The sequence below is a fragment of the Bordetella sp. N genome (assembly GCF_001433395.1).
Taxonomy (GTDB): domain Bacteria; phylum Pseudomonadota; class Gammaproteobacteria; order Burkholderiales; family Burkholderiaceae_B; genus Bordetella_C.
This window is the reverse complement of the sequence record NZ_CP013111.1, coordinates 3653556-3675431: the sequence shown is the minus strand read 5'-3', so window position 1 is coordinate 3675431 and position 21876 is coordinate 3653556. Positions and strand designations below refer to the sequence as shown.

Here is a 21876-nt window from a genome sequence, read left to right as displayed (position 1 = left end):
TGGCTAACGAAGGGCATGGCCGAGGCAACACCGAATCGCTTGTTGGAAGAGTCCGTTCACTGTAAAAGCGGGGGGCATCCGCGTCTAGATGGCAAAATGTGCATGTACTTATGAATAGGATTCAATAATGTCCCGGGACAGAATCAGCGATGTACAGATTTTTCTGGCGGTAGCCAGGGAGCGCAGTTTCTCTCGGGCCGCCACCAAGATGGGGCTCTCGCCCTCATCACTCAGCCACACTATCCGTGCCCTGGAAGGATCTCTGGGCGTACAGCTGCTGACCCGGACGACGCGCAGCGTGGCCGCCACCGAGGCGGGAGAGCGGCTCATACAGTCGGTAGGGCCCCGTTTGGCCGAAGTGGACGCTGAACTCGATGCGGTTGGTGAGTTTGCGATAAAACCCAAGGGCACGGTCCGTATCACTGCTACCGATTACGGTGTCAACGAGGTCATCTGGCCCAGGCTGGCGAAAGTGCTTCGAGACAACGCTGACCTGAAGGTCGAGGTCATCGTCGACTACGGTTTAACCAACGTTGTGGCCGAGCGCTACGACCTCGGGGTTCGCAACGGAGATCAGGTCGAAAAGGATATGGTGGCAGTGCGTATCGGTCCAGACCGTCGTATGGTCATCGTAGGCACGCCCGACTATTTCGAGCAGTTTCCAGAACCGAGAAAGCCGGATGACCTGCTTGGCCACAACTGCATTTCGCTCAGGTTCGCAAGTGGCGGCTTGTACGCGTGGGAACTGAAGAAGGGTAAACGCGAAACTCAGGTTCGTGTCGAAGGCCAGGCCATTTTCAATGGGGGTTATCAAGTGTTGAACGCAGCCCTCTCCGGTTGCGGCCTGGCCTTTGTCCCGGAAGATATGGCAGCACCGCATGTGGTCGCTGGACGCCTACGTTACACCATGGAAGATTGGTTTCCCACGATTCCTGGCCTGCACATTTATTATCCGAGTGCGCGGCAGCGCTCACGCGCGGTGCAGTTGGTCGTCGACTCCCTTCGCTATCGAAGGTGAAAAAGCGACGTCGTGTGCCGGGGGGGGCAGTGGCCCGCAGTGTCGGCCGGCAAGGTGTTTGTCAGAAGAAAAAGATCGACAGCAACGGTGGTGCCATAGTTATAATCGCGCCGCTCGATTTCTCGCGCCAGGGTCGTCAACGGCGTGAATTCAAATGCACTCATGTTGGATACCGTCAACTCATGACTCTGAACACCGATGCGGCAAGAAGATCTCTTCGCGGCAAGCCACAAGCGGTTCAGTGGCTGGTGCTTCTGGTACTGACGGTGTGTATCGTGGAACTCCTGGAGCTGGCGCATCTGCCAGCGGCCTTGATGCTGGGCGCCTTGCTTGGCGGGGTGTGGCTGTCGGTCTACGAAGGTCAGGTAAAGGTCTCTCGTACGCTCTTCGTTGCCGCGCAAGGACTTGTGGGTTGCCTGATTGCCAGATCGATTGGTCCGGAGATCCTTGGCACGATGCTTGGCCAGTGGCCGGTGATGCTCATTTTTGTTTTCGCCGTTATTTTGTTCAGTGCCACGCTGGGTGGTCTGCTGAGTTACTGGAAAGTGCTGCCGGGTACGACGGCGATCTGGGGCTCTTCCCCCGGCGGATCGTCGGTCATGGTGCTCATGTCAGAGTCATTCGGCGCTGACATTCGTCTCGTCGCTTTCATGCAGTTTCTGCGGGTGGCGGTGGTCGCGGCCGTCGCGTCGGTGGTTTCCCGAATCTGGATTCCGGCGGATGCGCTCCACAGTGTTTCGGTGGATTGGTTCCCGCATATCGACGGCTGGTCCCTGATCGAAACATTGGCGATTGCCTTTGGCGGCGCGTGGGCGGGTGTTCGACTTAAAGTGCCTGCGGGCGGCTTGCTGGTTCCGATGTTTCTTGGCATATTCCTTTCCGGCTCGCATGCTGTCGCTATCACTTTGCCTCCCTGGCTCATGGCGGGGAGCTATGCGGTGGTGGGCTGGAGCATCGGATTACGTTTCACGCGCGAAGTCGTGAGACACGCTGCGCGCGCGTTTCCGCGCGTCCTGGCGTCGACGTTGGCGTTGGTGGCATCGTGCGGCGTACTGGCCTATCTATTGCACGTGTTTAGCGGCGCGGACCCCTTGACGGCTTATCTTGCAACGAGTCCCGGCGGGGCGGACTCCGTCGCCATTATCGCCGCCTCGGCGCATGTGGACATGCCTTTCGTGATGGCCCTGCAGACTGCCAGATTCCTAGTCGTCATGGCCATCGGCCCGGCCTTGGCCAAGTTCGTGTCGAAGTGGCTGGTGCAGACTGAGTGACGCGGTCAACTCACCTCCGTTAGCATCAGGCCCGACACCGGCATCGAAATCGTGATACGGGGTGGCAGGCTGCACAAGAACGGTCTGCGAGCGCGGCGCGTGGGCGCGTCTGTCCGAATTTTCGTTGACAGTACGACGTACCTGAAGCAACGCGGCGTCCCCCTGCATCCTGAAGACCTACGTCAGCACGCGTGCATCATTTATACGTTGCTGGCATCCGGCAAGTGAAACTGGCCAGGGAAAGTCTTCCTATATCAGCGCCTTTCGGGTTGACGCGCCGTGCATCGCACATGGCGATTTTGCTCGCGTCTCGTCGGGCTCCCATCCTCTCCGGTCGTGCGTTTGGGCATTGTCCAACACGGCAATGCGTATATTTTGTTCGCGTCCTAGATATCACACGCGCTGGATGCCTTGCTCATCGAAAATGCCGCACAAATAAAATGGCATGGCAGAGTGCAGCCACGCAGGCGAAGAATCACATCGTCACGGCTAGGCCGCCCCAGAGAGGCGAGAAGCACGGCGCCGGACCACATGAGCCCCGCTTGATTAACCCTGCGGATAAACGTCGGTAGGACGTCGTGTGACGTCAGGCCCAGTAGCGCGCAATCAGGGATGAGCTGGCGCCCAAGGGGGCAAGCACCAGTCGGATACCTCTTGCAGTTGCCGTCGGTGGCGCCCCCGAAACGAGGCAACCAGATAGGATAGGAAGGTGATGGATGTTAGCGACTCACGTCGAACGTGAAATGCGGGTTTAAACACGTACAAGAAGACGTCATCCAGGACGTGTTGCCGGGCGGGACCGTCAATTGGAACCGCCGGACGACTCGGCATGCCCGCTTGAGGGAGAGCACGGAGCGTGTTCGCCGCGCCGCGCCGTGGGACGTGGACACCTTAGGAGGACGTCCGGTTGCTGCCCCTAACAGTGCGGGTAAACCTGCGTTTTTCATCTTCATTTCGAATGAATTGTTATTTATCAATATCGCTTTTGGTCATAGACGAGTTAGGGCAGATTCAGCGTTTGAACGACTCTAAGGCGCTGGGGATTATGAGAGTGACAACTCGATTTGTGATGCGAATCACACTCGCAGTGGTGTGCGGGGCATCTTTTCAGGCCGCCCAGGCGGCTCAACTGGCAGACATGCAGGCTCGGAATACGCTGGTGTGTGCCACCTGGGACGCAACGAAGATTACTGCAATGCCGCAGCTTGCGATCTTCGCGAAAGCGAATAATTCCACGTTACGTGAACTATTTCCGGAAGAATTCCAAGTTAGATGAAATCCGAGTTCTATCCTCAATGAACCAATCGGAATGATCGGAACCTGGCTTATAGCATTCACCGGTTCATGTTCAATGCATACCAACCTCAGTCTCGCAACACAGCCAACGCAATAGGTGGAGACCAACGGCAGCTGTTGGTCTCCACTTGAGAGCCGCACGCCTTTGCATGCGAACCCCCCTAGCGGTGCACGCCTCTTATCAATGCCTCGAAGGCATAGTCATCAATGGCGTCTTGGCCCTTATCCTTCAGTACGCCGGCACGGCGCAATTCCCAGATGCCGTGCATTAGTGACCAAAATGTCGTCGTAGCGAGCGTTGCGTCGGACGGGGACACCAGCGGAGCGATGATGTTCATCGACTGTAAAAAAAGTTGTCCGCGCCAGTGGGGTGTGGGCAACTCGGCCTCAGCCTCTCGGCTAGCGCTAAACAGGATTCGGTAGAGCGAGGGGTTGTTCGTCGTGAATTCCCCATGGAGCATCAATAGTCGGCGGACTCGTTGATCGGGTGGCAAAGCTGGCGGCCAGTTAGCCATGCTGCTTTCGACGAAGTTATGGAGTCGCTTCGCCACGGCGTCAGCGGCAGCCGCGACTAGTACTTCGAGACTGCGGAAATAGCGGTAAATGGCATTGGCGGTCACGCCGATTTCTGCCGCTAACCGCCGCAAAGTTAGCGCCTCGGCTCCCTCGCGCTCAACGAGAGACAGTGTGGCGCTGATGATCGTGTCACGATTGGTTTTGCTCGGATAAACCATGATTTGTATTGTACATCTTGACACTGCGACTGACAAAGTTCACACTGTAAATCTTCAGATTAACGCTAATCAGGAGTCATGGATATGTTCGGGGAACGTACGGTCATCATTACGGGCGGTAATGCTGGCCTTGGCTTCAAAACTGCCCTGAGGCTCGCTCGGTATCGCTCCTTTTGCGTCGTTATCGCGTGTCGCAATGCAGATCTGGGCCAAAAAGCAGTCGCGGAACTGAACGAAGAGGGCGGTAGCGCGATTTTTCTACCTATTGACCTATCGGATCAGGCGTCGGTGCATCACTTCGTTGATTTGATTTGCAAGGCTAACCTGCCTCCGTTGTACGGCGTCATCTGCAACGCGGGCATGCAAAATGTTGCCGAACCTGAGCGGACCAAGGAGGGATACGAGACGACCTTTGCCGTTAACCATCTCGGGCACTACTTACTGGTCAGGCTGCTGCTGCCGCAAATGTCCCAAAATGGGCGAATTACCTTTGTTTCTAGCGGTACACACGATCCGAAGGCGAAGACCAAGATTCCTCCGCCAATCTACAAGGATGCGGGCGCAGTGGCGCGCGACTTTGCCAACACCCGGTCAGATGGACTTCGACGCTACGCCATGTCTAAGCTGTGCAATCTGCTTTGCGCGTACGAGCTTCAGAGCCGATTAAAGGCTTCGCCCGACTCTTGGCTCAACTCGTTACTGGTCAACGCAGTGAACCCGGGAGTGATGCCGGGCACAGGCTTGGCTCGGACTTGGCCCAAGCCCATCCAAATGGTCGCCCGCGTACTCCTGCCCTTGATCGAGAAAGATGTTCAGAGCACTGACATCTCGGCTGAGCGGTTGGTAGCTGTGACGCTGGGCAACGACGCTCAGCCTGGTGGACGCTATTTCTCGAATGGCGTCGCCATCCGCTCTTCGGACGATAGCTACAACAAGGCCTTCCAGCGGGAATTATGGGAATCGAGCGCTCGGATGACGGGCCTCCCAACGTACCTTACCGACGCGTGATCCGGGCTAGCGTCTGCCATCGGCTCTGCCGTGATGCTATGACTATCTCATCCTAAGCCAAGTAAGTCTCAAACCCAGCGAGCGAAAGGACGCCGGCGACGTCGGTCGCAGACACCTTTGACCCTGAAGTAATAGCGTCTGCCGATAGTCATGGGGCATGCGTAGACCAAGTCAGTTTCAATGCATTTGAAAAGGAGTTCTCATGTGCAAAGTCCATGTCCTAAAACGCTGGTTTTTGTCAGTGCTTTCCGGATCCATTCTGATGGGCTCTTTCGCCTCTACTAGTGCGCAGACCCCGCCGTTGACTAAAAGTGTGCCCCAACAAGGGGCTGCGATGTCGCAGCAGGTTAGGGAGGCGGACTACATCCCAGTTCCTGACGGTGTTCCCATCACCAGCTTCATGCCTCTGACGCTGGCGGTGCCCGGGCGGCCGGTCGATCTGCAGATGAAGGTTTCCGCTCCTGCAATCGGAGAAAAGCTGCCTGTGATGCTCTTGTCCCACGGACTGGGGAATTCGAATTATCTGTCGTCAATGCATGGCTATTCGCCATTGGCGGACTTCTATGCCGCGCACGGGTTCGTGGTCATTCAGCCGACCCACATTGACTCCAAGACTCTCAACCTCCGGGCAGATAATCCGGCCGTGATCACATCGTGGAAATCCCGCGCTAATGATATGCAATTCATCTTAGATCACCTCCAGGAAATTGCCCAAGCAGTACCTGGACTGAATGGGCGTCTTGACCCCAGCCGCATCGCTGCGGTGGGACACTCGGCGGGCGGGCACACTGTGCAGTTGCTGGCTGGTATGCGGCCAACGGACCCCGCAACAGGTAACGAGGTGGATCTCGCTGATCGCCGCATACGGGCGGTGGTGATGATCGGGGCCCCTGGTGGCGACACCGACCTTGGACCGGCAGTCCAGAAGGTTTTCCCCATCGCCAGGAAGGTGAATTTCTCGGAGATGAAAATACCAGCGCTGATCGTCGCTGGGGACCAAGATCTAAATCCGATGTTCTCACCGCGCGTGACATGGCGTGCCGACGCGTACCCGCTCAGCCCGAGTCCGAAATGCCAGCTCACATTGTTTGGCGCCAAGCACTCCTACGGCGGCGTTGCCCAATATGATGCAGCCGAAACAACCGACGAGAATCCGGAGCGCGTTTCCGTGATTCAGCGACTGTCGTGGGCTTATCTGCGAACTCAACTCTACGTCGGCGATCCGGCGTGGGAAACCGCACTTTCTGATCTGGCGAAGCGAGCCGATGCCCTGGGAAAAATTGACTGCAAGTAAACGTTGGTCGTTCTGTCCTCTCCACTTCAGAATAGACTTAGTCTTAATCAAGACGACGAGCAGAAGGCGATGGCGGAAAAAGGAAGTGGCGATAGGCGGAAAGACGTGACCGATCCGATCGGTAGCTGTGCAGCTGTCGATCGGATCGCGCGGCGTATTCTGGAATCAAATCCGTGCCTACTAGGCTCGGATGCGCGTTGAGCATATGCGCCGAATGAACTCCGAGAACCGATGGCATCGATAATTTCTTACCTGGCTATCGGAACAACCGTTTTGGTCGGAGCGTCCTTTCTCCTCGTTGCTATTTTGACGGGGGTGCCGACGCTTTCGTCCACAAAATCGGAAGCGAATGCCATCGTAGCGTTAATAGAACGTATGAATCTCCCGTCAGGGGCGGTAATCTTTGATCTTGGCAGTGGATGGGGTGCACTGGTCGTAGCCCTGGCCAATGCATTTCCCGATGCATCGGTGAGGGGGATAGAAATATCTCCATTTCCGTATATGTTTTCTCGGTTGCGGGCCTATGGTCTCCCAAATGTGTCATTGAAATGGGGAAATTTTTTTCGCGCCGACCTTAGTTGCGCCGATGTGGTGACCTGCTATTTGATGCCGGCTCCTATGAGCCGCATAAATAGTTGGCTTGATCGGTCTCTCAAGCCCGGTACCTATGTAGTGGCCAACACGTTTCTTTTCCGAAATCGCACTGTCTCAGCTTCGCGCTTGGGAATCCTGCGCGGCACCATCGCCGTCTACGTATGGCCTGCCTATCAACGGATTGGGTGTATTGAGCAGGAGGTCTAGCGAAACGCGCGGCCTCGAACTTGGAGCGAATCTGATCTCGAGATATTTGCTGAGTGCTGCACCTGATTTGGCATAAGAGCGTGTCATGAAAAATGTCCACCTTCGTCTTTTTAGTGCAGACGGGCAGCGGCGCAAAAGGTCTTATGGGGTAATAGGCCAGGCTAGATTTCGCCCCTAGGTGTCACGTAGGCGCTTAGTGGCGGAAAGCGTAGGAGCGTCGCAGCGGGCAAGGTCGCATTGTCATCATAGCCGCCGACCTGCCATTAGGTCCCGTCAAAACGGGAGCGCAACCCACGGGCTACGTCTTCATCGTAGGCAGATAGTGGGGCGCCTGCACCTCCCTTCCGGATGCAGTCCGTGGCAGGGGTGTCAGAGGTTGCAATTTGGATCGATCTAAAGTTCGAGCAACTTCCTACAGTGCTCTATCAAACGCTGCCCATACTCAGGCGTGAGTGGCTTGAGCTTCAGTAGCAAGTGGTAATAAAGGCTCCCGAACACCGCATCGACAACCATCTCTGGATCAACATGCGCTGGAATCTGGCCCTGCCTTTGAGCCAAGCGGATGTCTTCGATGGTCCCGGCGCGCCGCGGCTTGATGTAGAACTCATTAAATTCGCTGAGGACCTGGGGGTCGCTCTGCCCCTCGGCCACGATTTCGGCAATCACTTTGCCGAAGAAGCCGTTGAAAGCCTCGATGAGTGCTAGGACCTTGTGGCGAATCGACTCTTCAAAAGAAGCGGCTGGCGGTGCATCAATTTCGGGAACGATGCGCTCATTGAACATAGCGATAACCAGTGCCGATTTGGTCTTCCACCAGCGATAGAGCGTGGGCTTGCCGACACCGGCGCGCTTGGCGACCTTCTCCATCGTGAGGTCGCGCAGGGACATCTCTTGAAGCAACTCGTACACGGCCGAAAGAATCGCGTCGTGCGAATCCGCGCTTGACGAAGGGGGGCGGCCGAGCCGCACAGAGGGGGGCGTCTTAACTTTCATGGTGCTGTTGCATAATTTTTCGACCATCAACTTACCATAACGTGCCGTAAAGGAAAATTTATTGACGCGATCGAATATTAACTTTACATTACGTACCGTTCCACTAAATGGAGAACGTAATGGCGTATGCGGAAGGCAAGATTGCACTGGTCACCGGCGGGTCTCGGGGTATCGGTGCTGAAATTTCAAGACGTTTGGCCAAGGACGGCTTCACCGTGGCGTTGAACTACGCGAGTAACGCCGACGTGGCCAACGCCTTGGTCACGGAGATCAAAGCCGCTGGTGGACAGGCCTTTGCTGTGCCCGGCGACGTAAGCGACGCCAGCGCCGTTGCGGTGATGTTTGATGAAGCTGCCAAGCGCGGCAGTGAGGTCGCCGTGTTGGTCAACAACGCGGGCGTGATGGGCCTGGGGCCGATTGCTCAGATGGATGCGGCAACCTTCGACCGCATGGTTGCCATCAACTTCAAAGGCACCTTCAACACGCTTCAGGAAGCCGCGCGCCGCATGGGAGATGGCGGGCGAATCATCAACACCTCCACTAGCGTAACCAAACTCAAGCTGCCGACCTACGGCCCTTACGCCGCCACCAAAGCGGCTGTCGAGACGCTGACCGCAATCCTCTCGCGGGAACTGAGAGGCCGAAACATCACGGTCAATGCCGTGGCGCCTGGCCCCACCGCCACCGAATTGTTCTTCAAGGGTAAGTCGGAGGAGCAGGTTGCCGGCATCACCAGGATGGCCCCGTTGGAGCGGCTCGGCCAGCCGAACGACATTGCTGGTGTTGTCGCCTTCCTCGCGGGGCCGGACGGCGCCTGGATCAACGGACAGACGCTGTTTGCCAACGGCGGCGCGATCTGAACACCAATAAAAAAGGGACATGTAAATGAGCAAAAAACCATTCTTATCACTGGCGCGTCGAGCGGCTTTGGCCTGATGAGCGCTCACGCGCTTGCTCAGGCCGGCCACACCGTCTATGCCTCGATGCGCGACACGAAGGGGCGCAATGCCGATAAGGTCGAAGCGGTGGCGCGTCATGCTGCCGTGTATGGCGTCGACTTACGCACGGTGGAGCTGGATGTGCAGGATCAAGCCTCGGCCGACCATGCCGTCGAGACCGTGATCGAAAACGCCGGCCGCCTGGATGTGCTCGTACACAACGCCGGTCACATGGTCTTGGGACCGTCCGAGGCCTTCACGCCGGAGCAGTACGCGCAACAGTACGACGTCAACGTTATCAGCACGCAGCGGGTCAACCGTGCAGCGTTGCCCCACATGCGCGCGGCGCGTTCCGGGCTGCTGGTATGGGTGTCCTCAACCAGCGTGCGCGGTGGCACGCCGCCATACTTGGCACCCTATTTCGCTGCCAAGGCTGCCATGGAATCCCTGGCCATCAGCTATGCGGGAGAACTGGCGCTATGGGGCATCGACACCTCAATCGTCGCGCCTGGCGTGTTCGGTACGGGAACCAACCACTTCTTGCATAGCGGCCGTCCCGTCGACGCGGAAGTCGTTCGCGCCTATGCCGAGGGACCAACGGCGGACCTTCAGGACAGGGTGAACAAAGGCCACGCGGCCATCGAGCCCGAAGACTCCGATCCGCAGGACGTGGCGCGGGCCATCGTGCGGGTCGTCGATCTGCCCGCCGGCAAGCGCCCTTTCCACGTCACCGTGGACCCCGCCAACATGGGCTACGAGGTCATGGCTATCATGGGCGACCGCATCCGGGCAGAAATCATGACCGCGATGGGGTTGAAAGACATCCTGAAGCCGACCTCTTTCTAAGCCAAACCTCTTTAAAGAACGAATGATGGATATGAATATCCCCGGCAAGGCGCTGTCGCGCCGATCCATACTTAAAGCAACGGCGTTGGCAATGCCCGCAGCGGCCCTGCTGGCCGCGACTGGTGCTTCGGCGCAGACCGGGAAGGCAAGCGGCAGACCCGAACTCGCGCTTACCAAGCCGATCAAGCTGAGCGGCAATACCGTGCTCATCACCGGGGGTGGTACTGGCATCGGCCGCGGCTTGGCTGAGCAGATGCACAAGCTGGGCAACAAGGTCATCATCGCGTCGCGCCGACGCGATGTGCTGGCAGCAACCGCAGCCGAATTTCCCGGAATGGAGTTAATGACGCTGGACGTGCGCGATCCCGAGGGCGTGCGCCGCTTTGCCGCGGACATCATCCAGCGCTTCCCCGACCTCAACGTCGTCTTCAATAACGCCGGCATCATGCGTCGCGAGAACCTGCTCGACCAGCAGGCCGATTTGGCTGACGCGCACAACACGGTGGAGACCAACCTCAATGGTCCGATCCGCTTGACCGCCGCACTGCTGCCGCATTTGCAGACGAAGGCGCAGTCGATCATCGTCAACACTTCTTCAGGCCTGGGTTTCGTGCCGCTGGTGCCACGCCCCACCTATTGTGCGACCAAGGCAGGGATGCACTCATACACGGTGTCGTTGCGCCATCAACTGCGCAATACGAACACGCGGGTGTTCGAAATCGCGCCGCCAGGGGTCCAGACCGAGTTGATGGCCGGGCAGTCCCGCAACCCCAACTACATGCCGTTGCCGCAGTTCATCGAAGAGACAATGGCTCAGTTCCGGCAGGATCCGCCGCCCGTCGAACTGCTCGTAGAGCGCGTATGGGTGCTGCGTCTCGCCGAGCGAGAAGGTCGCTTCGACGCCGCGGTCGATGCGCTCAGCGGCGCGGCCTGACTCGATCCACGTCAGCTCGGCGTCGGGAGGGCAGTTTTGCCCGCGCTTCTCTTCCTGAATCCCCGATCCCCTGCCATGAACGCCTCCAGCATGTGTGGAATCAGCGTCGCCGCATCGACCGCTTCGCCGCAACTCTGTAGATGCCGGTCGTGATCAGCTTTCAGGCTGGCCGGGCAAGCGAATGCCAACTTTGTGGATTCGATTTTCGGCAGCGGCTCAAGCCGCAGCGTCTTAGTCGTGCGCATCGTGAAGTCCTCCGATTGAAGAACAGCGGCTGGTAGGGTTGCAGCCCGCCGATCGCGGTTCACGATGATGCGAACCGGCAAGCCGGGGCGCTCGGTCAAGGTGGGCTAGCTTGTCTGGATGGGCTTTGCTCCGCTCTCAATACGAATACGTGTGGCCTCTGTTCGCAGTCTCTCGATTGCTCGCGCCGGCGTCTTACCGGTTTCTGCTCGAAACGCTCGGCCAATCTTCCGTTCAGATAAACATTCAACATTGGTAAGAGCTGAAACTTTAAGAGGTTCGGAAAGATGCTCGCGTGCATAGAAAAGTGCGCAACGGACAGGGTCAGATGAGGGTTCAAGGTATTTGTCAAGACAGGATGCTCGACTGCTTAGCGGATGCAAGTCGCGACTGATGGCCACAGTCGCGCTTGTATCCACTTCAGCAATTGTCACCTTGTCCTTGACCTCGCCCATTGCGCCACCACCTGACGAGGAAGTGCGTATCGAGCTTCAGAGCAGAACCGTCACAGTGCGGATCAAAAGGTCCGTGGCAGCGGCACTGGCCTGCGCAAACTGCTGCCGCACCGCTGGTTGCCCGCATCAACGGCGCCTCGCTTGAGTACACAGCACCAGTTCACGTTGTGAGCGTTCAGAAAAGCTTCTGCCAATCGCCCACTTTGTCTTCGCGCGTGTTCACCTCAATCAATACACCATCCGGCGTTCGGCAAAAGAAGCGTGAGCCGCGAGTGTTATTGAAGACACCCATCTCCAGGTGAACACCTGCCTTTGCAAATGCTGTATGTAACTGCTGCACTTCGACTGCGGTATCCATCTCAAAGCCAAAGTGGAAATTCGAAGGCCAGGATGGCGTTTCTGTGGCGTGGTCCAGCACAATGTCGAAGCCGAAGTGCCTGAGTAAAATGCTGTTGCCCGCGGCAACGATTTTGCAACCGAAGTGTTGTTGGAAGAATGCTGTGGTGGCCGCCGGATTGAGAGTAGGGAGGCTGAGATGGTTCAGCTTGCCGGTGCATTGCGTTTTCATAGGTCAGCTCGGGTTCATCGTGGAGAAGATGGAGTTAAAGCTCTCATCGCGCTCGGCCCAGCGACGCGGCAAGTCTTGGTCCAGTAGAAGCTCGCCCCGTGGCGCGTCGCCGGCCTGCAACTTGCGAAGAAGTTGGTCTAGGTACTCCTGTAGCGGCATAGCACGTGGGTCGATGGCCTGAGCTGCACCTGTGAGCTCAGTTTGGACATATGGCGGCGACAACTCCAACACTTCCACCGGGTAGTGGCGCAGTTGGTGTCGCAGAGATTGCAGCCATGAATGCAAGAAGGCCTTGCTAGCGCAGTAGGTCGGAAAGTCAGCGCGCGGCACAAACGCCAGTGCTGAACTCGTCGCGAGCAAAGCGGCGTCTGGCCTGTGCTTGATGAGCGGCAACGCTGCCGCCGCTACACGTAGAACCCCCAGAATGTTGGTGTGGACGATAGCTTCAGCATTAGCCGCAGTCCAGCTGTCGTCGGCTATGTTCTCGGCGCGCGATATACCGGCATTGGCGATCAACACGTTCAGGTCGGGAAACCGCTGCCGGAGTTGCTTTCCGAGTTTCGCGATAGAAGCGGGGTCGTCGACATCGAGCAACAGACTCGCGATGCCGGGTCGGGTCGCGACGACATCGTCCAGCAATGACTGGCGCCGGCCTGCAACGATGACTCGGTTACCTCGGTCGTGCAGTGCTTCGGCCAGTGCGCGGCCTATACCGCTTGTGCCGCCAGTGACCAAGATGGTGTTTCCGGAGATTTTCATAGGAGTTTGCCTAGAAGGTTAGGAGCGTGATGACGCCGCAAACCTGATCCAGTGTCTGCTCCAGTCCAACCGCCAGAATTCGAATTCCCATGCGGCAGCTGCCGCAGTGCGGGTCGGCAAAAAAAGGAGGTTGGAGAGCCCGGAAGGGCCGTCGTCCCAGGCAGGATGTGAGCCCGGAGCAGCAAACTTGAGGTCATCGAAACGGCGTCGTCGTTCATCGAGAACTGCCCTGCTGGGCTCCTCTCGAAACGGACGCGTTGGATGACGGTAACGCCTACGGCAGCGCACCTATCGGTGGCTGCGACGACTACTCTACCGACATCCCTCACGTGCTGTCAATACCAGCGGAACTCAGATTAGTGCCGCTACTGGTCAGTCACTTGACCGTAATCGAGAGAAGTTCGCGGGGCAGTCACTGCTGTATCGATCCAGTATTGGGATCATTCCTTGATTACTGCCCTGAGCGTTTGCCGGAGCGCAATCTCTAGTGCGGAACACCACAGAAATGCTCGGCCGCCGATGCTGACCTTCTCCTGCAACGCCGATCTCCGCTTCAACACAGCAGCGGCGTATCTGAAAGTGGAAATTTACGACCGGCCGGTTGTGGCCGAAAGATGCCGTCACAGGGCCCTGGTGCGCCTCCACACGCGCCCGTCCCCGACGTAGCCGTCCCGTCTGATCGGCGGGGAGGGGATCGATCACCGCGTCGAATCAGCCCAGAGCAAAGATAAATCGCGAGGAGCTTCATGTGAGGTCGATATCGACGCACGCACCGGGAGCGCCGGGGCCCACCTTAAGGAGGTCTTGCCAATGCTGCAACAGTGACAGCAACTGCCGGGTTGGCGCTTTTCTCCGCGCATGCAGGATCGTCCATCCCAAAGGCAATTCCGTATTCGTCGGTAAATTCGATCACATAGGATTCGCGCGCCCAGACCCGCGTTTCCGGTGCGTCGGCCAAGGCGGCTTGTGTGAGACGTTTGCCCTCCTCAACCCAGGCAACGGCGTGGTCAACGCCCAGCCCGCCATCATCTTCGAGCGCGTGCGCCAGCACGCTCACCCCTTGCGCGTCGGGAGCGTCTGACGCGCAGCATGGGCGGTGCATATCGGGTGGAAGCGCTATCCATGAGAAGATCAGTTTCATCGCTGTCGTCGAGTTTGATGATCGAGCGAACGGGGGGGCATCGCGGGGTCGCGGCTTCGATGGAGGCGACGGGTAGCTTGAGCGTTGTCGTTGGGCACACCTTGTTCCCGTACGGCCGACTATTCCTATCTCACCTAGCGCGTACCACGACGCTACTGGAGGTCGATCGATCCACTGGTGTACGCTCAGACGCTTGCCAGGAGTTGTCGTCCAACGCGCCTGGCCCGCGCTGTCGCTCGCCTTCGGACTTCTGAACGTAAGGATTCCTTTGCTTTATCTCAGATTCAGAGCAACTATCTTTGAGTGTGTATTTGAGCAAGAAAGTAAAAAATGTCCTAAAAATTGCTGCTAGTTCGAATCGTGTAGGGCGGACCACTACCAGCCGTAGGGCGCCAGGCCGCATTGACCTTGCCCCTCCTCGATCAGCACTTCCGTCGCCAGCATCATCGTGTACATGCGGAGTGCGGTTTTTGAGCGGCGACGCAAAACCTGATCAGATGGCGACCATGCCGCCGTCCACGGTCAATTCGGCGCCCGCGATGTAGCTGCTCTCGGCCGACGCCAGAAAGAGCACGGCACGGGCGATTTCATCGGTTTGTCCCAGGCGGCCGAGCGGGACCATCTGTTTCAGTGCGTCCTCGATGCCGGGGCGCGTTTCCAGGTAGTCACGCATCAAGCGGGTATCGGTGCCGCCTGGCGCGACCACATTCACGCGGATGCCGCGTTCAGCCAGGTCGGCTGTCCAGCTGCGTGCGAAGGAGCGCACGGCCGCCTTGCTCGCGTTGTAGAGCGATTGGCCGGGGAAGCCTTTGCTGCCGGCCACTGAACCGTTGAGGACGATCGCGCCGCCCTGCGACAGCAGCGGCAGCGCTTTCTGCACGGTGAAGAGCAGGCCGCGCACATTCAGGCTGAACAGCTCGTCGAAGTCGTCTTCTTCGATGGTGCCGAGCGGTCGCGACTCGGACCGTGCCATGCCGGCATTGGCGAAGACGACATCCAGCTTGCCGTGATCCTGTCGGATACGGCCGTAAAGCCGATCCAGGTCCGCCAGATTGGCGGCGTCTCCCTGCACGCCGATGGCGCCGTTGCCGATTTCCTGCAACGCCGCGTCCAGGCGGTCCTCCCTGCGACCGGTCACGTAAACCCGTGCGCCTTCAGCGGCGAAGCCTTTGGCGGTCGCCAGGCCGATGCCCTCGGTGCCACCGGTGATTGCTACGACTTTGTTCTCGAATCGGGTTGCCATCGCTGTTCATTCCTTAAGTGGAGAAGTGCTCCACTTATTATATGGAGGTATCATCCGCTTTGGCAATTGAGACCAAGAATGACGAACAAGATCGAAGACGCGCCATTGCGGGCCGATGCGGCGCGCAATCGGGAGCGCATCCTGGCTGCGGCGGAAGAGGTGTTTCTGGAGCGCGGCGCTGATGCGTCGCTGGACGAAGTCGCCAAGCGCGCCAAGGTTGGCATCGGAACGCTTTACCGCCGCTTCCCCACGCGCGAGGCGCTACTCGCCGCGATGAGTGACGAGCGCCTGTTGTCGCTCGCCGCGGCCAGCCAGGCACGGGACGGCAAGCTGGAGCCCAGCGCGTCCATACGCGCCTTCGTCAGGGATCTGGTGGCGCACACCAGCCACTATCGCGGCCTGGCCGCCACGCTGGGCACGGTCTTGAAGTGCGGAACCGCTGGATGCCAGGCCAGCCAGGAAGAAGGCCAACGCCTGCTGGCGCGCGCGCAAAAAGCCGGCGCCATACGCAAGGACGTTTCCGTCGACGACCTGGTCTGCGTCATCATGGCGGTCTCCCTCGCCGTCGAACAAGGCGGCACCGCAGCCTCCCGCGTAGGCCACCTGGTCGACCTGTTTATTGATGGCATTGGGAAGCGTTGATATAGCGAAGGCCGGCGCCAAACCCCATCGGACTTTGATTGCATCCATTCCGGATCAGAAAAAACCCAAGAATATGGGTTTTGGAAGGGGTGGTAAAAGCGCTAACATCGCGCGGCGCAAGGCTGACGCCGCGCGCCGTAATGGGGCCAAAGGTGGGCGGCCCGCCAAGAGTGAGCTGGTGACAGCGTAAATATGAATACCAATATGAAAGCCGTCTCGGCCATTTCGCTGGACCTGGACGATACGCTCTGGCCCTTCGCGCCTTCCGTGGCGCGGGCCGAAGCCGTGCTGCAGGCCTGGCTCATCGAGCATGCGCCGAAAACCGCGTTGCGGCTGACCACGCCAGATGCACTGGCGCGCGTGCGTGACCAGTACGAAATCGACCACCCGGAACTCGCCGGAGACTACCGCACCCTAAGGCTGGGCTCGCTCACCGAAACACTGGCCGCCGCCGGTGAAGACGTCGCGCTCACCCAGCCGGCCTACGAAGTGTTCTACGCGGCACGCAACAACGTCGAATTCTTCGAAGACACTTTGCCCGCGCTGGAATGGCTAAGCGCCCGCTTCCCCTTGGTCGCGGTCAGCAACGGCAACGCCAGCCTGGCCCTGACGGGCGGCAGTGAATTCTTCGTAGGTGCCTTGTCCGCCAAACAATTCGGCGCCGCCAAGCCGCAAGCCGCCATCTTCCACGCCGCCGCCAAAATGGCCTCCGCGCAGCCCGCGCAAATGCTCCACGTCGGCGACGATTTCGAACTCGATGTGGTCGGCGCCACTAACGCCGGCCTGCAGGCCGCCTGGCTGTTGCGGCACGACGCGACCGGCACGCCGCGCGCAGCCCATCGCCCCGGTAACCACTACACCGTAAGCTGCCTGCTGACCCTGTGCGGCCTGCTGGGCCGCGGTCAGTCCAGCCCTGTCTTCCCAGGCGCCCAATAAGCCTTGGCCATGATGCGGCCGGCGGACACGTCGGCCGCGCGCGCACTGTGCTCACAGGACGCGCCAGCGTTTCACTTCACCTGAATCAAGGCACGCGCGCGATGCGCAGCAAGTTCGTGGTGCCCGGCTCCCGGAAGGGCAGGCCGGCGGAAATCACCACGGTGTCGCCGCTTTGCGCATAGCCGCTTTCCTGGGCGATGTCGCACGCATAGTCGGTCATCTCGCTGACGCTATCCACCTCGTGCACCACCACCGCATGCACGCCCCAGACCAGCGCCAGCAGGCGTGCGGTGCGCTGGGACGGCGTCATGCCGACCACAGGCGTGGCGCAACGCTCGCGTGACATGCGGATCGCCGAGAAGCCGGAGCTGGTGTACGCCACCAGCGCCGATGCATGCAGCAGCTCGGACACTCCACGCGCCGCCAGACCAATGGCGCTGGCCATGGTCGCATCCGGCTCCGTGTGGGAAGCATCGAGCACGTCGTGATGATAGGGGTCTGCTTCCGTCCGGGAAATGATGCGGTCCATCATCGTCACGGCTTCGACGGGATAAGAGCCGGACGCCGACTCCGCGGACAGCATGACGGCATCGGCGCCGTCATAGACGGCCGTTGCCACGTCCGACGCTTCCGCCCGGGTGGGCGTGGGCGCGTTGATCATCGATTCCAGCATCTGCGTGGCGACGATCACCGGTTTGCCGGCGCGGCGGCAGGCGCGCACGATGCGCTTCTGAATCGCCGGCACCAGTTCAGGCGGCATTTCCACGCCCAGGTCGCCGCGCGCCACCATGATGGCATCCGCTTCGGCGATGATGGATTCCAGGTCCGAAATCGCGGCCGGCTTTTCCAGCTTGGCCACGATTTTCACGTCGGGGCCGGCCAGGCCGCGCACCTCGCGGATATCGTCCGCGCGCTGCACGAAAGACAGGGCGATCCAGTCGGCGCCATGTTCCACGGCGAATTCAAGGTCCTTGCGGTCTTTTTCGGTGATCGCCGACAGGGGCAGGATGGCCCCGGGCAGGTTCACGCCCTTGCGGTCGGAAAGCGTGCCGCCCGCCGTGACGCGGGTGACCGCGCGCGTGCCGGTGGCTTCCTCGACTTCCAGCTGGATCTTGCCGTCGTCCAGTAGGATCTGCAGGCCGGGCTTCAGTACCGAGAACAGTTCGGGATGCGGCAGGCTGATGCGGTTGCGGTCGCCAGGCTCGTCCTGATTCAGGTCCAGGACGAAATGCTCGCCCCGTGCCAGCTGGACGCTGCCCGACGCGAAGCGGCCGATACGCAGCTTCGGACCCTGCAGGTCGGCCAGGATGCCGATCGGCCGCTTGGTCTCGTTTTCAACGGCGCGGATGGCGTTGATCCGGTCCAGGTGGTCAGCGTGATTGCCATGGCTGAAATTCAGGCGGAATACGTCGACACCCGCATCGAACAGTTGCCGCAAGGTCTCCGCGGTGCTGCTGGCGGGTCCTACGGTCGCCACTATTTTTGTCTTTCGCTGCCGGCGCATGGTCTCTCCTTTTCAAGCTTCAGGTGGACAAGCGCCTATGGTACGGCGGATTGCACGATGGCGCTTGCCGCTGAGCGCGGCCCGCGCCATCGTGCGGCCGGATCAGCCTTGACGCTTGACGGTCAGGGGACCGGGCGCCTGGCAGGTCGGCATCATTTCGATGGCATTGATGTTGACATGCGGGGGCAGGGAGAACAGCCAGCGCACCGTGTTGGCCAGGTCATCCGCCGTCAGCGGCGTGGTGCCCTCGTAGACCTTCTGGGCGCGGCCTTCGTCACCCTTGAAACGGGTGGCCGAGAATTCCGTGCCGCCGCACAGGCCCGGCTCGATCGACGTGATGCGGATGTTCTTGCCGACCAGGTCGGCGCGCACGTTCAAGGTGAACTGGTGGACGAAGGCCTTGGTCGCGCCGTAGACGTTGCCGCCGGGGTAGGGGTACGTGCCGGCCGTGGAGCCGAGGTTGATGACCCAACCGGTGTTGCGTTCCACCATGCCGGGCAAGACGGCACGGGTGCAGTACACCAGACCTTTGATGTTGGTGTCGATCATGGTGTCCCAGTCGTCCAGCGACGCCTGGTCCGCGCCTTCGAGTCCCAATGCCAATCCGGCATTGTTGATCAGGGCATCGATGGGACCGACTTCCTTCGCGATGGCGGCGAAGACCGTGGCGACGTCGTCGCGGCGCGTGACGTCCAGCACGCGGCCGACGAAACGCTCGCCCAGTTCGGTGCGAATGTCCGCCAGGCGATCGGCGCGGCGGCCCGTACCGATGACGGTATGGCCTTCGTTGACGAGCGTGCGGGCCATGGCCAGGCCGAAGCCGGCGGTGGCGCCGGTGATTACGATGTTCATTGCGTTCTGCCTTTAACGAGAAGGGGCGTCGCTCCGCCCCGAAATTACCTGGGGCCTACTTTCGCATGCCGCTGAGGAAGCGGTCGATGCGGCCGATCGCTTCGGTCAAATCGTCCACATGCGGCAGGAACACCATCCGGAAGTGATCATGATGCGGCCAGTTGAACCCCGTGCCCTGCACGATCAGCACCCGTTCCTGATCCAGCAGGTCGTAGGCAAACTGCTGATCGTCCTGGATCGGATAGATCTTCGGGTCCAGGCGAGGGAACAGATACAGCGCCCCCTTGGGCTTCATCACATGCACACCGGGAATCTGCGTCAGCAGGTCATACGCCACATCCCGCTGCTTGCGCAGCCGGCCCGCGGGCCCGACCAGTTCATTGATGCTCTGGTAGCCGCCCAAGGCGGTCTGGATCGCCAGCTGCCCCGGCGTGTTCGAACACAGCCGCAGCGACGCCAGCATGTTCAGGCCTTCGATATAGCTCTGCGCCGGCCGCTTGTCGCCCGACACCACCATCCACCCCGCGCGATACCCGCAGGAGCGATAGTTCTTGGACAAGCCGTTGAAGGTCAGGATCAGCACGTCGTCGGCCAGGGAGGCCATGCTGACGTGGGTATGGTCCTCGAACAGCGTCTTGTCGTAGATTTCGTCGGCCAGCACCACCAGGTTGTGCTCGCGCGCGACCTGCAGGATCTCCAGCAGCACCTCGTTCGAATACAGCGCACCCGTGGGATTGTTCGGATTGATCACCACGATGCCGCGCGTGCGCGGCGTGATCTTCGCGCGGATGTCGGCGATGTCCGGCATCCAGTCCGAAGATTCGTCGCACATATAGTGCACCGGACGTCCACCGGACAGCCCGGTCACCGCCGTGTACAGCGGGAAGTCGGGGGAGGGGATCAGCAACTCGTCGCCATCGTTCAGCAGCGCGTTGATGCTCATCGCGATCAGTTCGGACGCGCCGTTGCCCAGGTAGACATCGCTGACGTCCACGCCGTGCACGCCCTTGCTCTGCATGTAGTGCACCACCGCCTTGCGCGGCGCGAAGAGCCCCTTGCTGTCGGTGTAGCCCGCCACGTCAGCCACGTTGCGGATGATGTCCTGGATGATCTCGTCGGGCGGCTGGATGCCGAATGCCGCGACGTTGCCGATATTCAGCTTGATGATGCGCTGGCCGGCTTCCTCCATCTCGCGGGCGCGATCGAGCACCGGGCCACGGATGTCGTAGGCGACGGCGTTGAGTTTGGACGATTTCTCTATGGTTTTCATGCCGCGTGTTTCCTGAGGGTCGCCGGGTTGCTGACGGGACGACCAAAGTTTCGTCGCCATGGATTCCGATAACGGGCGACGTGCTCGGCATGATAAACGTTCAAAAATAGGGACGCATTGTGGGGGCTGATTTCCTTATTCCAGTTTGATCTGCATCTCGTCGCCCAGCTTGCGGATGGTAGCGACGTAGCGTTTCAGCAGATCGTCAAACTCCGCCGGGGTGCTGGATTGCGGCTCGGCCCCCACGTCTTCCAGGCGTTTGCGGACATCGGGCAGGGCCAGGATGCGGGCGATTTCGGCGCTCAGCTTTTGCCGGACGGGCATAGGCGTCCCGCCCGGGACCAAGGCACCGAACCAGTCGTCCGTCTCGAATTCCGTCATGCCCGGCTGATGGACGACCGGCACGCCCGGCATGAACTTGCGCGCGGCCTCCGACGTCGCCCCAAGCAGCACCAGGCGGCCGTCGCGCGCCAGCGGCAAGGCGTTCGGCCCGGGCGCGAAGGCGTACTGGACGCGGTTCTGCATGACGTCGGTCAAGGCTTCCGGCGTTCCCCGGTAGGGTACGTGGACGCCGGCGAAGCCATATACCGCGGCGAACTGTGCCGCATGCAGATGGCCGGTGCTGCCCATGCCCGCCGATCCATAGCTCACGCCCTCGGGCTGTTTCTTGGCGTAAGCCGCCAGCTCGGCCAGCGACCTGACCCCCAGCGTGGGCGACACGGCCAGGAAGCTGGGTGAGCGCGCCATCAACGCCACGCCCGCCAGGTCCTTAAGCGGATCATAGGGAAGCTTGCGGTCGAGCGCCGACCTGACGCCGAAGGCGCTGGGTGCGATCAACACGGTGCGGCCGTCCGGTTTGCTCGATATGACATAGGAGGCGCCGATGACGCCGCCGGCGCCGGCGCGGTTGTCGACGATGACGGCGACGCCCCAGGCCTGGGACATATGCTGCGCGACCACCCGCGCCAGGACATCCGTGGTGCCGCCCGCCGTGGCGGGCACGACGAAGCGGATCGGGCCGTCGGGGTAGGCGCCGTCCGCGTGGGCGGCGGCGGTACAGAGGGACAGGCAAAGCGCGGCGCTGGCGAATGCCATGCGCGGCAGGACCGAGCGAAGATTGGACATGATGG

General features: G+C 60.1%; 22 protein-coding genes. 11 read left to right on the top strand and 11 right to left on the bottom strand.

Annotation, left to right across the window (positions count from 1 at the left end):
- The first annotated feature begins 127 nt into the window (after positions 1–127).
- The 3 genes from ASB57_RS15710 to ASB57_RS15700 all read left to right on the top strand — a co-directional run bounded on the left by ASB57_RS15710 (position 128) and on the right by ASB57_RS15700 (position 3565).
- Positions 128–1018, top strand: a complete 891-nt coding sequence (locus ASB57_RS15710) for a LysR family transcriptional regulator (protein ID WP_057653070.1) — start codon at positions 128–130, stop codon at positions 1016–1018.
- A 182-nt stretch (positions 1019–1200) separates the two neighbouring features.
- Complete coding sequence (locus tag ASB57_RS15705; RefSeq protein WP_057653069.1) at positions 1201–2289, top strand: AbrB family transcriptional regulator; 1089 nt, start codon at positions 1201–1203, stop codon at positions 2287–2289.
- Positions 2290–3196: 907 nt separating this feature from the next.
- Positions 3197–3565, top strand: a complete 369-nt coding sequence (locus tag ASB57_RS15700) for a hypothetical protein (RefSeq protein WP_156414183.1) — start codon at positions 3197–3199, stop codon at positions 3563–3565.
- Positions 3566–3746: 181 nt separating this feature from the next.
- Here the strand turns inward: ASB57_RS15700 and ASB57_RS15695 are convergent, their stop codons facing one another.
- Positions 3747–4319 carry a TetR/AcrR family transcriptional regulator gene (locus ASB57_RS15695; protein WP_057653067.1) on the bottom strand — a complete coding sequence of 191 codons (573 nt, stop codon included), beginning with the start codon at positions 4317–4319 and terminating at the stop codon, positions 3747–3749.
- Between the two features lie 84 nt (positions 4320–4403).
- On the opposite strand from ASB57_RS15695, the gene ASB57_RS15690 reads away from it, so the two are divergent.
- The 3 genes from ASB57_RS15690 (at position 4404) to ASB57_RS31120 (ending at position 7422) form a co-directional block, all read left to right on the top strand.
- Positions 4404–5327 carry an SDR family NAD(P)-dependent oxidoreductase gene (locus ASB57_RS15690; RefSeq protein WP_057653066.1) on the top strand — a complete coding sequence of 308 codons (924 nt, stop codon included), beginning with the start codon at positions 4404–4406 and terminating at the stop codon, positions 5325–5327.
- Between the two features lie 202 nt (positions 5328–5529).
- The gene (locus tag ASB57_RS15685) at positions 5530–6621 is read left to right on the top strand and encodes an alpha/beta fold hydrolase (RefSeq protein WP_231755156.1); all 1092 of its coding nucleotides are present in this window, start codon (positions 5530–5532) and stop codon (positions 6619–6621) included.
- 231 nt (positions 6622–6852) lie between these two features.
- Complete coding sequence (locus tag ASB57_RS31120) at positions 6853–7422, top strand: cyclopropane-fatty-acyl-phospholipid synthase family protein (RefSeq protein WP_156414182.1); 570 nt, start codon at positions 6853–6855, stop codon at positions 7420–7422.
- Between the two features lie 393 nt (positions 7423–7815).
- Here ASB57_RS31120 and ASB57_RS15680 read toward each other — a convergent pair whose 3' ends face one another.
- Positions 7816–8415, bottom strand: coding sequence for a TetR/AcrR family transcriptional regulator (locus ASB57_RS15680; protein WP_057653065.1), 600 nt, complete (start codon positions 8413–8415; stop codon positions 7816–7818).
- Positions 8416–8534: 119 nt separating this feature from the next.
- Here ASB57_RS15680 and ASB57_RS15675 point away from each other — a divergent pair, with 119 nt between their 5' ends.
- The 3 genes from ASB57_RS15675 to ASB57_RS15665 all read left to right on the top strand — a co-directional run bounded on the left by ASB57_RS15675 (position 8535) and on the right by ASB57_RS15665 (position 11133).
- Positions 8535–9275, top strand: coding sequence for an SDR family oxidoreductase (locus tag ASB57_RS15675; RefSeq protein ID WP_057653064.1), 741 nt, complete (start codon positions 8535–8537; stop codon positions 9273–9275).
- 75 nt (positions 9276–9350) lie between these two features.
- The gene (locus ASB57_RS15670; RefSeq protein ID WP_057653063.1) at positions 9351–10199 is read left to right on the top strand and encodes an SDR family NAD(P)-dependent oxidoreductase; all 849 of its coding nucleotides are present in this window, start codon (positions 9351–9353) and stop codon (positions 10197–10199) included.
- 31 nt (positions 10200–10230) lie between these two features.
- Positions 10231–11133, top strand: a complete 903-nt coding sequence (locus tag ASB57_RS15665; protein WP_197424730.1) for an SDR family oxidoreductase — start codon at positions 10231–10233, stop codon at positions 11131–11133.
- 11 nt (positions 11134–11144) lie between these two features.
- On the opposite strand, the gene ASB57_RS15660 is transcribed toward ASB57_RS15665, so the two are convergent.
- The 5 genes from ASB57_RS15660 to ASB57_RS15640 all read right to left on the bottom strand — a co-directional run bounded on the left by ASB57_RS15660 (position 11145) and on the right by ASB57_RS15640 (position 15542).
- Positions 11145–11378 carry a DUF2274 domain-containing protein gene (locus tag ASB57_RS15660; RefSeq protein ID WP_057656181.1) on the bottom strand — a complete coding sequence of 78 codons (234 nt, stop codon included), beginning with the start codon at positions 11376–11378 and terminating at the stop codon, positions 11145–11147.
- Between the two features lie 628 nt (positions 11379–12006).
- Entirely contained in the window at positions 12007–12399 is a 393-nt protein-coding gene (locus ASB57_RS15655) for a VOC family protein (protein ID WP_057653062.1), read from the bottom strand.
- 3 nt (positions 12400–12402) lie between these two features.
- Positions 12403–13158 (bottom strand): SDR family oxidoreductase, encoded by a 756-nt coding sequence (locus ASB57_RS15650; RefSeq protein WP_057653061.1) that lies wholly within the window; start codon positions 13156–13158, stop codon positions 12403–12405.
- Positions 13159–13951: 793 nt separating this feature from the next.
- Entirely contained in the window at positions 13952–14299 is a 348-nt protein-coding gene (locus ASB57_RS15645; RefSeq protein WP_156414181.1) for a hypothetical protein, read from the bottom strand.
- 493 nt (positions 14300–14792) lie between these two features.
- Positions 14793–15542, bottom strand: coding sequence for an SDR family NAD(P)-dependent oxidoreductase (locus ASB57_RS15640; RefSeq protein WP_057653059.1), 750 nt, complete (start codon positions 15540–15542; stop codon positions 14793–14795).
- A 78-nt stretch (positions 15543–15620) separates the two neighbouring features.
- Here ASB57_RS15640 and ASB57_RS15635 point away from each other — a divergent pair, with 78 nt between their 5' ends.
- Together ASB57_RS15635 and ASB57_RS15630 are read left to right on the top strand one after the other, a co-directional pair.
- Positions 15621–16184 carry a TetR/AcrR family transcriptional regulator gene (locus ASB57_RS15635; protein ID WP_057653058.1) on the top strand — a complete coding sequence of 188 codons (564 nt, stop codon included), beginning with the start codon at positions 15621–15623 and terminating at the stop codon, positions 16182–16184.
- Positions 16185–16376: 192 nt separating this feature from the next.
- Positions 16377–17120 (top strand): HAD family hydrolase, encoded by a 744-nt coding sequence (locus ASB57_RS15630; RefSeq protein WP_057653057.1) that lies wholly within the window; start codon positions 16377–16379, stop codon positions 17118–17120.
- A gap of 85 nt (positions 17121–17205) precedes the next feature.
- Here ASB57_RS15630 and pyk read toward each other — a convergent pair whose 3' ends face one another.
- The 4 genes from pyk to ASB57_RS15610 form a co-directional block, all read right to left on the bottom strand.
- Positions 17206–18624 (bottom strand): pyruvate kinase, encoded by a 1419-nt coding sequence (pyk, locus tag ASB57_RS15625; RefSeq protein ID WP_057653056.1) that lies wholly within the window; start codon positions 18622–18624, stop codon positions 17206–17208.
- A gap of 102 nt (positions 18625–18726) precedes the next feature.
- On the bottom strand, positions 18727–19476 hold the full coding sequence (locus tag ASB57_RS15620; RefSeq protein WP_057653055.1) for an SDR family NAD(P)-dependent oxidoreductase: 750 nt from the start codon (positions 19474–19476) through the stop codon (positions 18727–18729).
- A gap of 55 nt (positions 19477–19531) precedes the next feature.
- Positions 19532–20746, bottom strand: coding sequence for a pyridoxal phosphate-dependent aminotransferase (locus ASB57_RS15615; protein ID WP_057653054.1), 1215 nt, complete (start codon positions 20744–20746; stop codon positions 19532–19534).
- 135 nt (positions 20747–20881) lie between these two features.
- Positions 20882–21871 carry a tripartite tricarboxylate transporter substrate binding protein gene (locus ASB57_RS15610; RefSeq protein WP_057653053.1) on the bottom strand — a complete coding sequence of 330 codons (990 nt, stop codon included), beginning with the start codon at positions 21869–21871 and terminating at the stop codon, positions 20882–20884.
- Positions 21872–21876: the final 5 nt, after the last annotated feature.

What these genes read in the sequence shown, in the direction of transcription:
- ASB57_RS15710 (WP_057653070.1), top strand. Translation starts at nt 128, where the DNA reads ATGTCCCGGGACAGAATCAGCGATGTACAGATTTTTCTGGCGGTAGCC.
- ASB57_RS15705 (WP_057653069.1), top strand. Translation starts at nt 1,201, where the DNA reads ATGACTCTGAACACCGATGCGGCAAGAAGATCTCTTCGCGGCAAGCCA.
- ASB57_RS15695 (WP_057653067.1), bottom strand. Translation starts at nt 4,319, where the DNA reads ATGGTTTATCCGAGCAAAACCAATCGTGACACGATCATCAGCGCCACA.
- ASB57_RS15690 (WP_057653066.1), top strand. Translation starts at nt 4,404, where the DNA reads ATGTTCGGGGAACGTACGGTCATCATTACGGGCGGTAATGCTGGCCTT.
- ASB57_RS15685 (WP_231755156.1), top strand. Translation starts at nt 5,530, where the DNA reads ATGTGCAAAGTCCATGTCCTAAAACGCTGGTTTTTGTCAGTGCTTTCC.
- ASB57_RS31120 (WP_156414182.1), top strand. Translation starts at nt 6,853, where the DNA reads ATGGCATCGATAATTTCTTACCTGGCTATCGGAACAACCGTTTTGGTC.
- ASB57_RS15680 (WP_057653065.1), bottom strand. Translation starts at nt 8,415, where the DNA reads ATGAAAGTTAAGACGCCCCCCTCTGTGCGGCTCGGCCGCCCCCCTTCG.
- ASB57_RS15675 (WP_057653064.1), top strand. Translation starts at nt 8,535, where the DNA reads ATGGCGTATGCGGAAGGCAAGATTGCACTGGTCACCGGCGGGTCTCGG.
- ASB57_RS15670 (WP_057653063.1), top strand. Translation starts at nt 9,351, where the DNA reads ATGAGCGCTCACGCGCTTGCTCAGGCCGGCCACACCGTCTATGCCTCG.
- ASB57_RS15665 (WP_197424730.1), top strand. Translation starts at nt 10,231, where the DNA reads ATGAATATCCCCGGCAAGGCGCTGTCGCGCCGATCCATACTTAAAGCA.
- ASB57_RS15660 (WP_057656181.1), bottom strand. Translation starts at nt 11,378, where the DNA reads ATGCGCACGACTAAGACGCTGCGGCTTGAGCCGCTGCCGAAAATCGAA.
- ASB57_RS15655 (WP_057653062.1), bottom strand. Translation starts at nt 12,399, where the DNA reads ATGAAAACGCAATGCACCGGCAAGCTGAACCATCTCAGCCTCCCTACT.
- ASB57_RS15650 (WP_057653061.1), bottom strand. Translation starts at nt 13,158, where the DNA reads ATGAAAATCTCCGGAAACACCATCTTGGTCACTGGCGGCACAAGCGGT.
- ASB57_RS15645 (WP_156414181.1), bottom strand. Translation starts at nt 14,299, where the DNA reads ATGAAACTGATCTTCTCATGGATAGCGCTTCCACCCGATATGCACCGC.
- ASB57_RS15640 (WP_057653059.1), bottom strand. Translation starts at nt 15,542, where the DNA reads ATGGCAACCCGATTCGAGAACAAAGTCGTAGCAATCACCGGTGGCACC.
- ASB57_RS15635 (WP_057653058.1), top strand. Translation starts at nt 15,621, where the DNA reads ATGACGAACAAGATCGAAGACGCGCCATTGCGGGCCGATGCGGCGCGC.
- ASB57_RS15630 (WP_057653057.1), top strand. Translation starts at nt 16,377, where the DNA reads ATGAATACCAATATGAAAGCCGTCTCGGCCATTTCGCTGGACCTGGAC.
- pyk (WP_057653056.1), bottom strand. Translation starts at nt 18,624, where the DNA reads ATGCGCCGGCAGCGAAAGACAAAAATAGTGGCGACCGTAGGACCCGCC.
- ASB57_RS15620 (WP_057653055.1), bottom strand. Translation starts at nt 19,476, where the DNA reads ATGAACATCGTAATCACCGGCGCCACCGCCGGCTTCGGCCTGGCCATG.
- ASB57_RS15615 (WP_057653054.1), bottom strand. Translation starts at nt 20,746, where the DNA reads ATGAAAACCATAGAGAAATCGTCCAAACTCAACGCCGTCGCCTACGAC.
- ASB57_RS15610 (WP_057653053.1), bottom strand. Translation starts at nt 21,871, where the DNA reads ATGTCCAATCTTCGCTCGGTCCTGCCGCGCATGGCATTCGCCAGCGCC.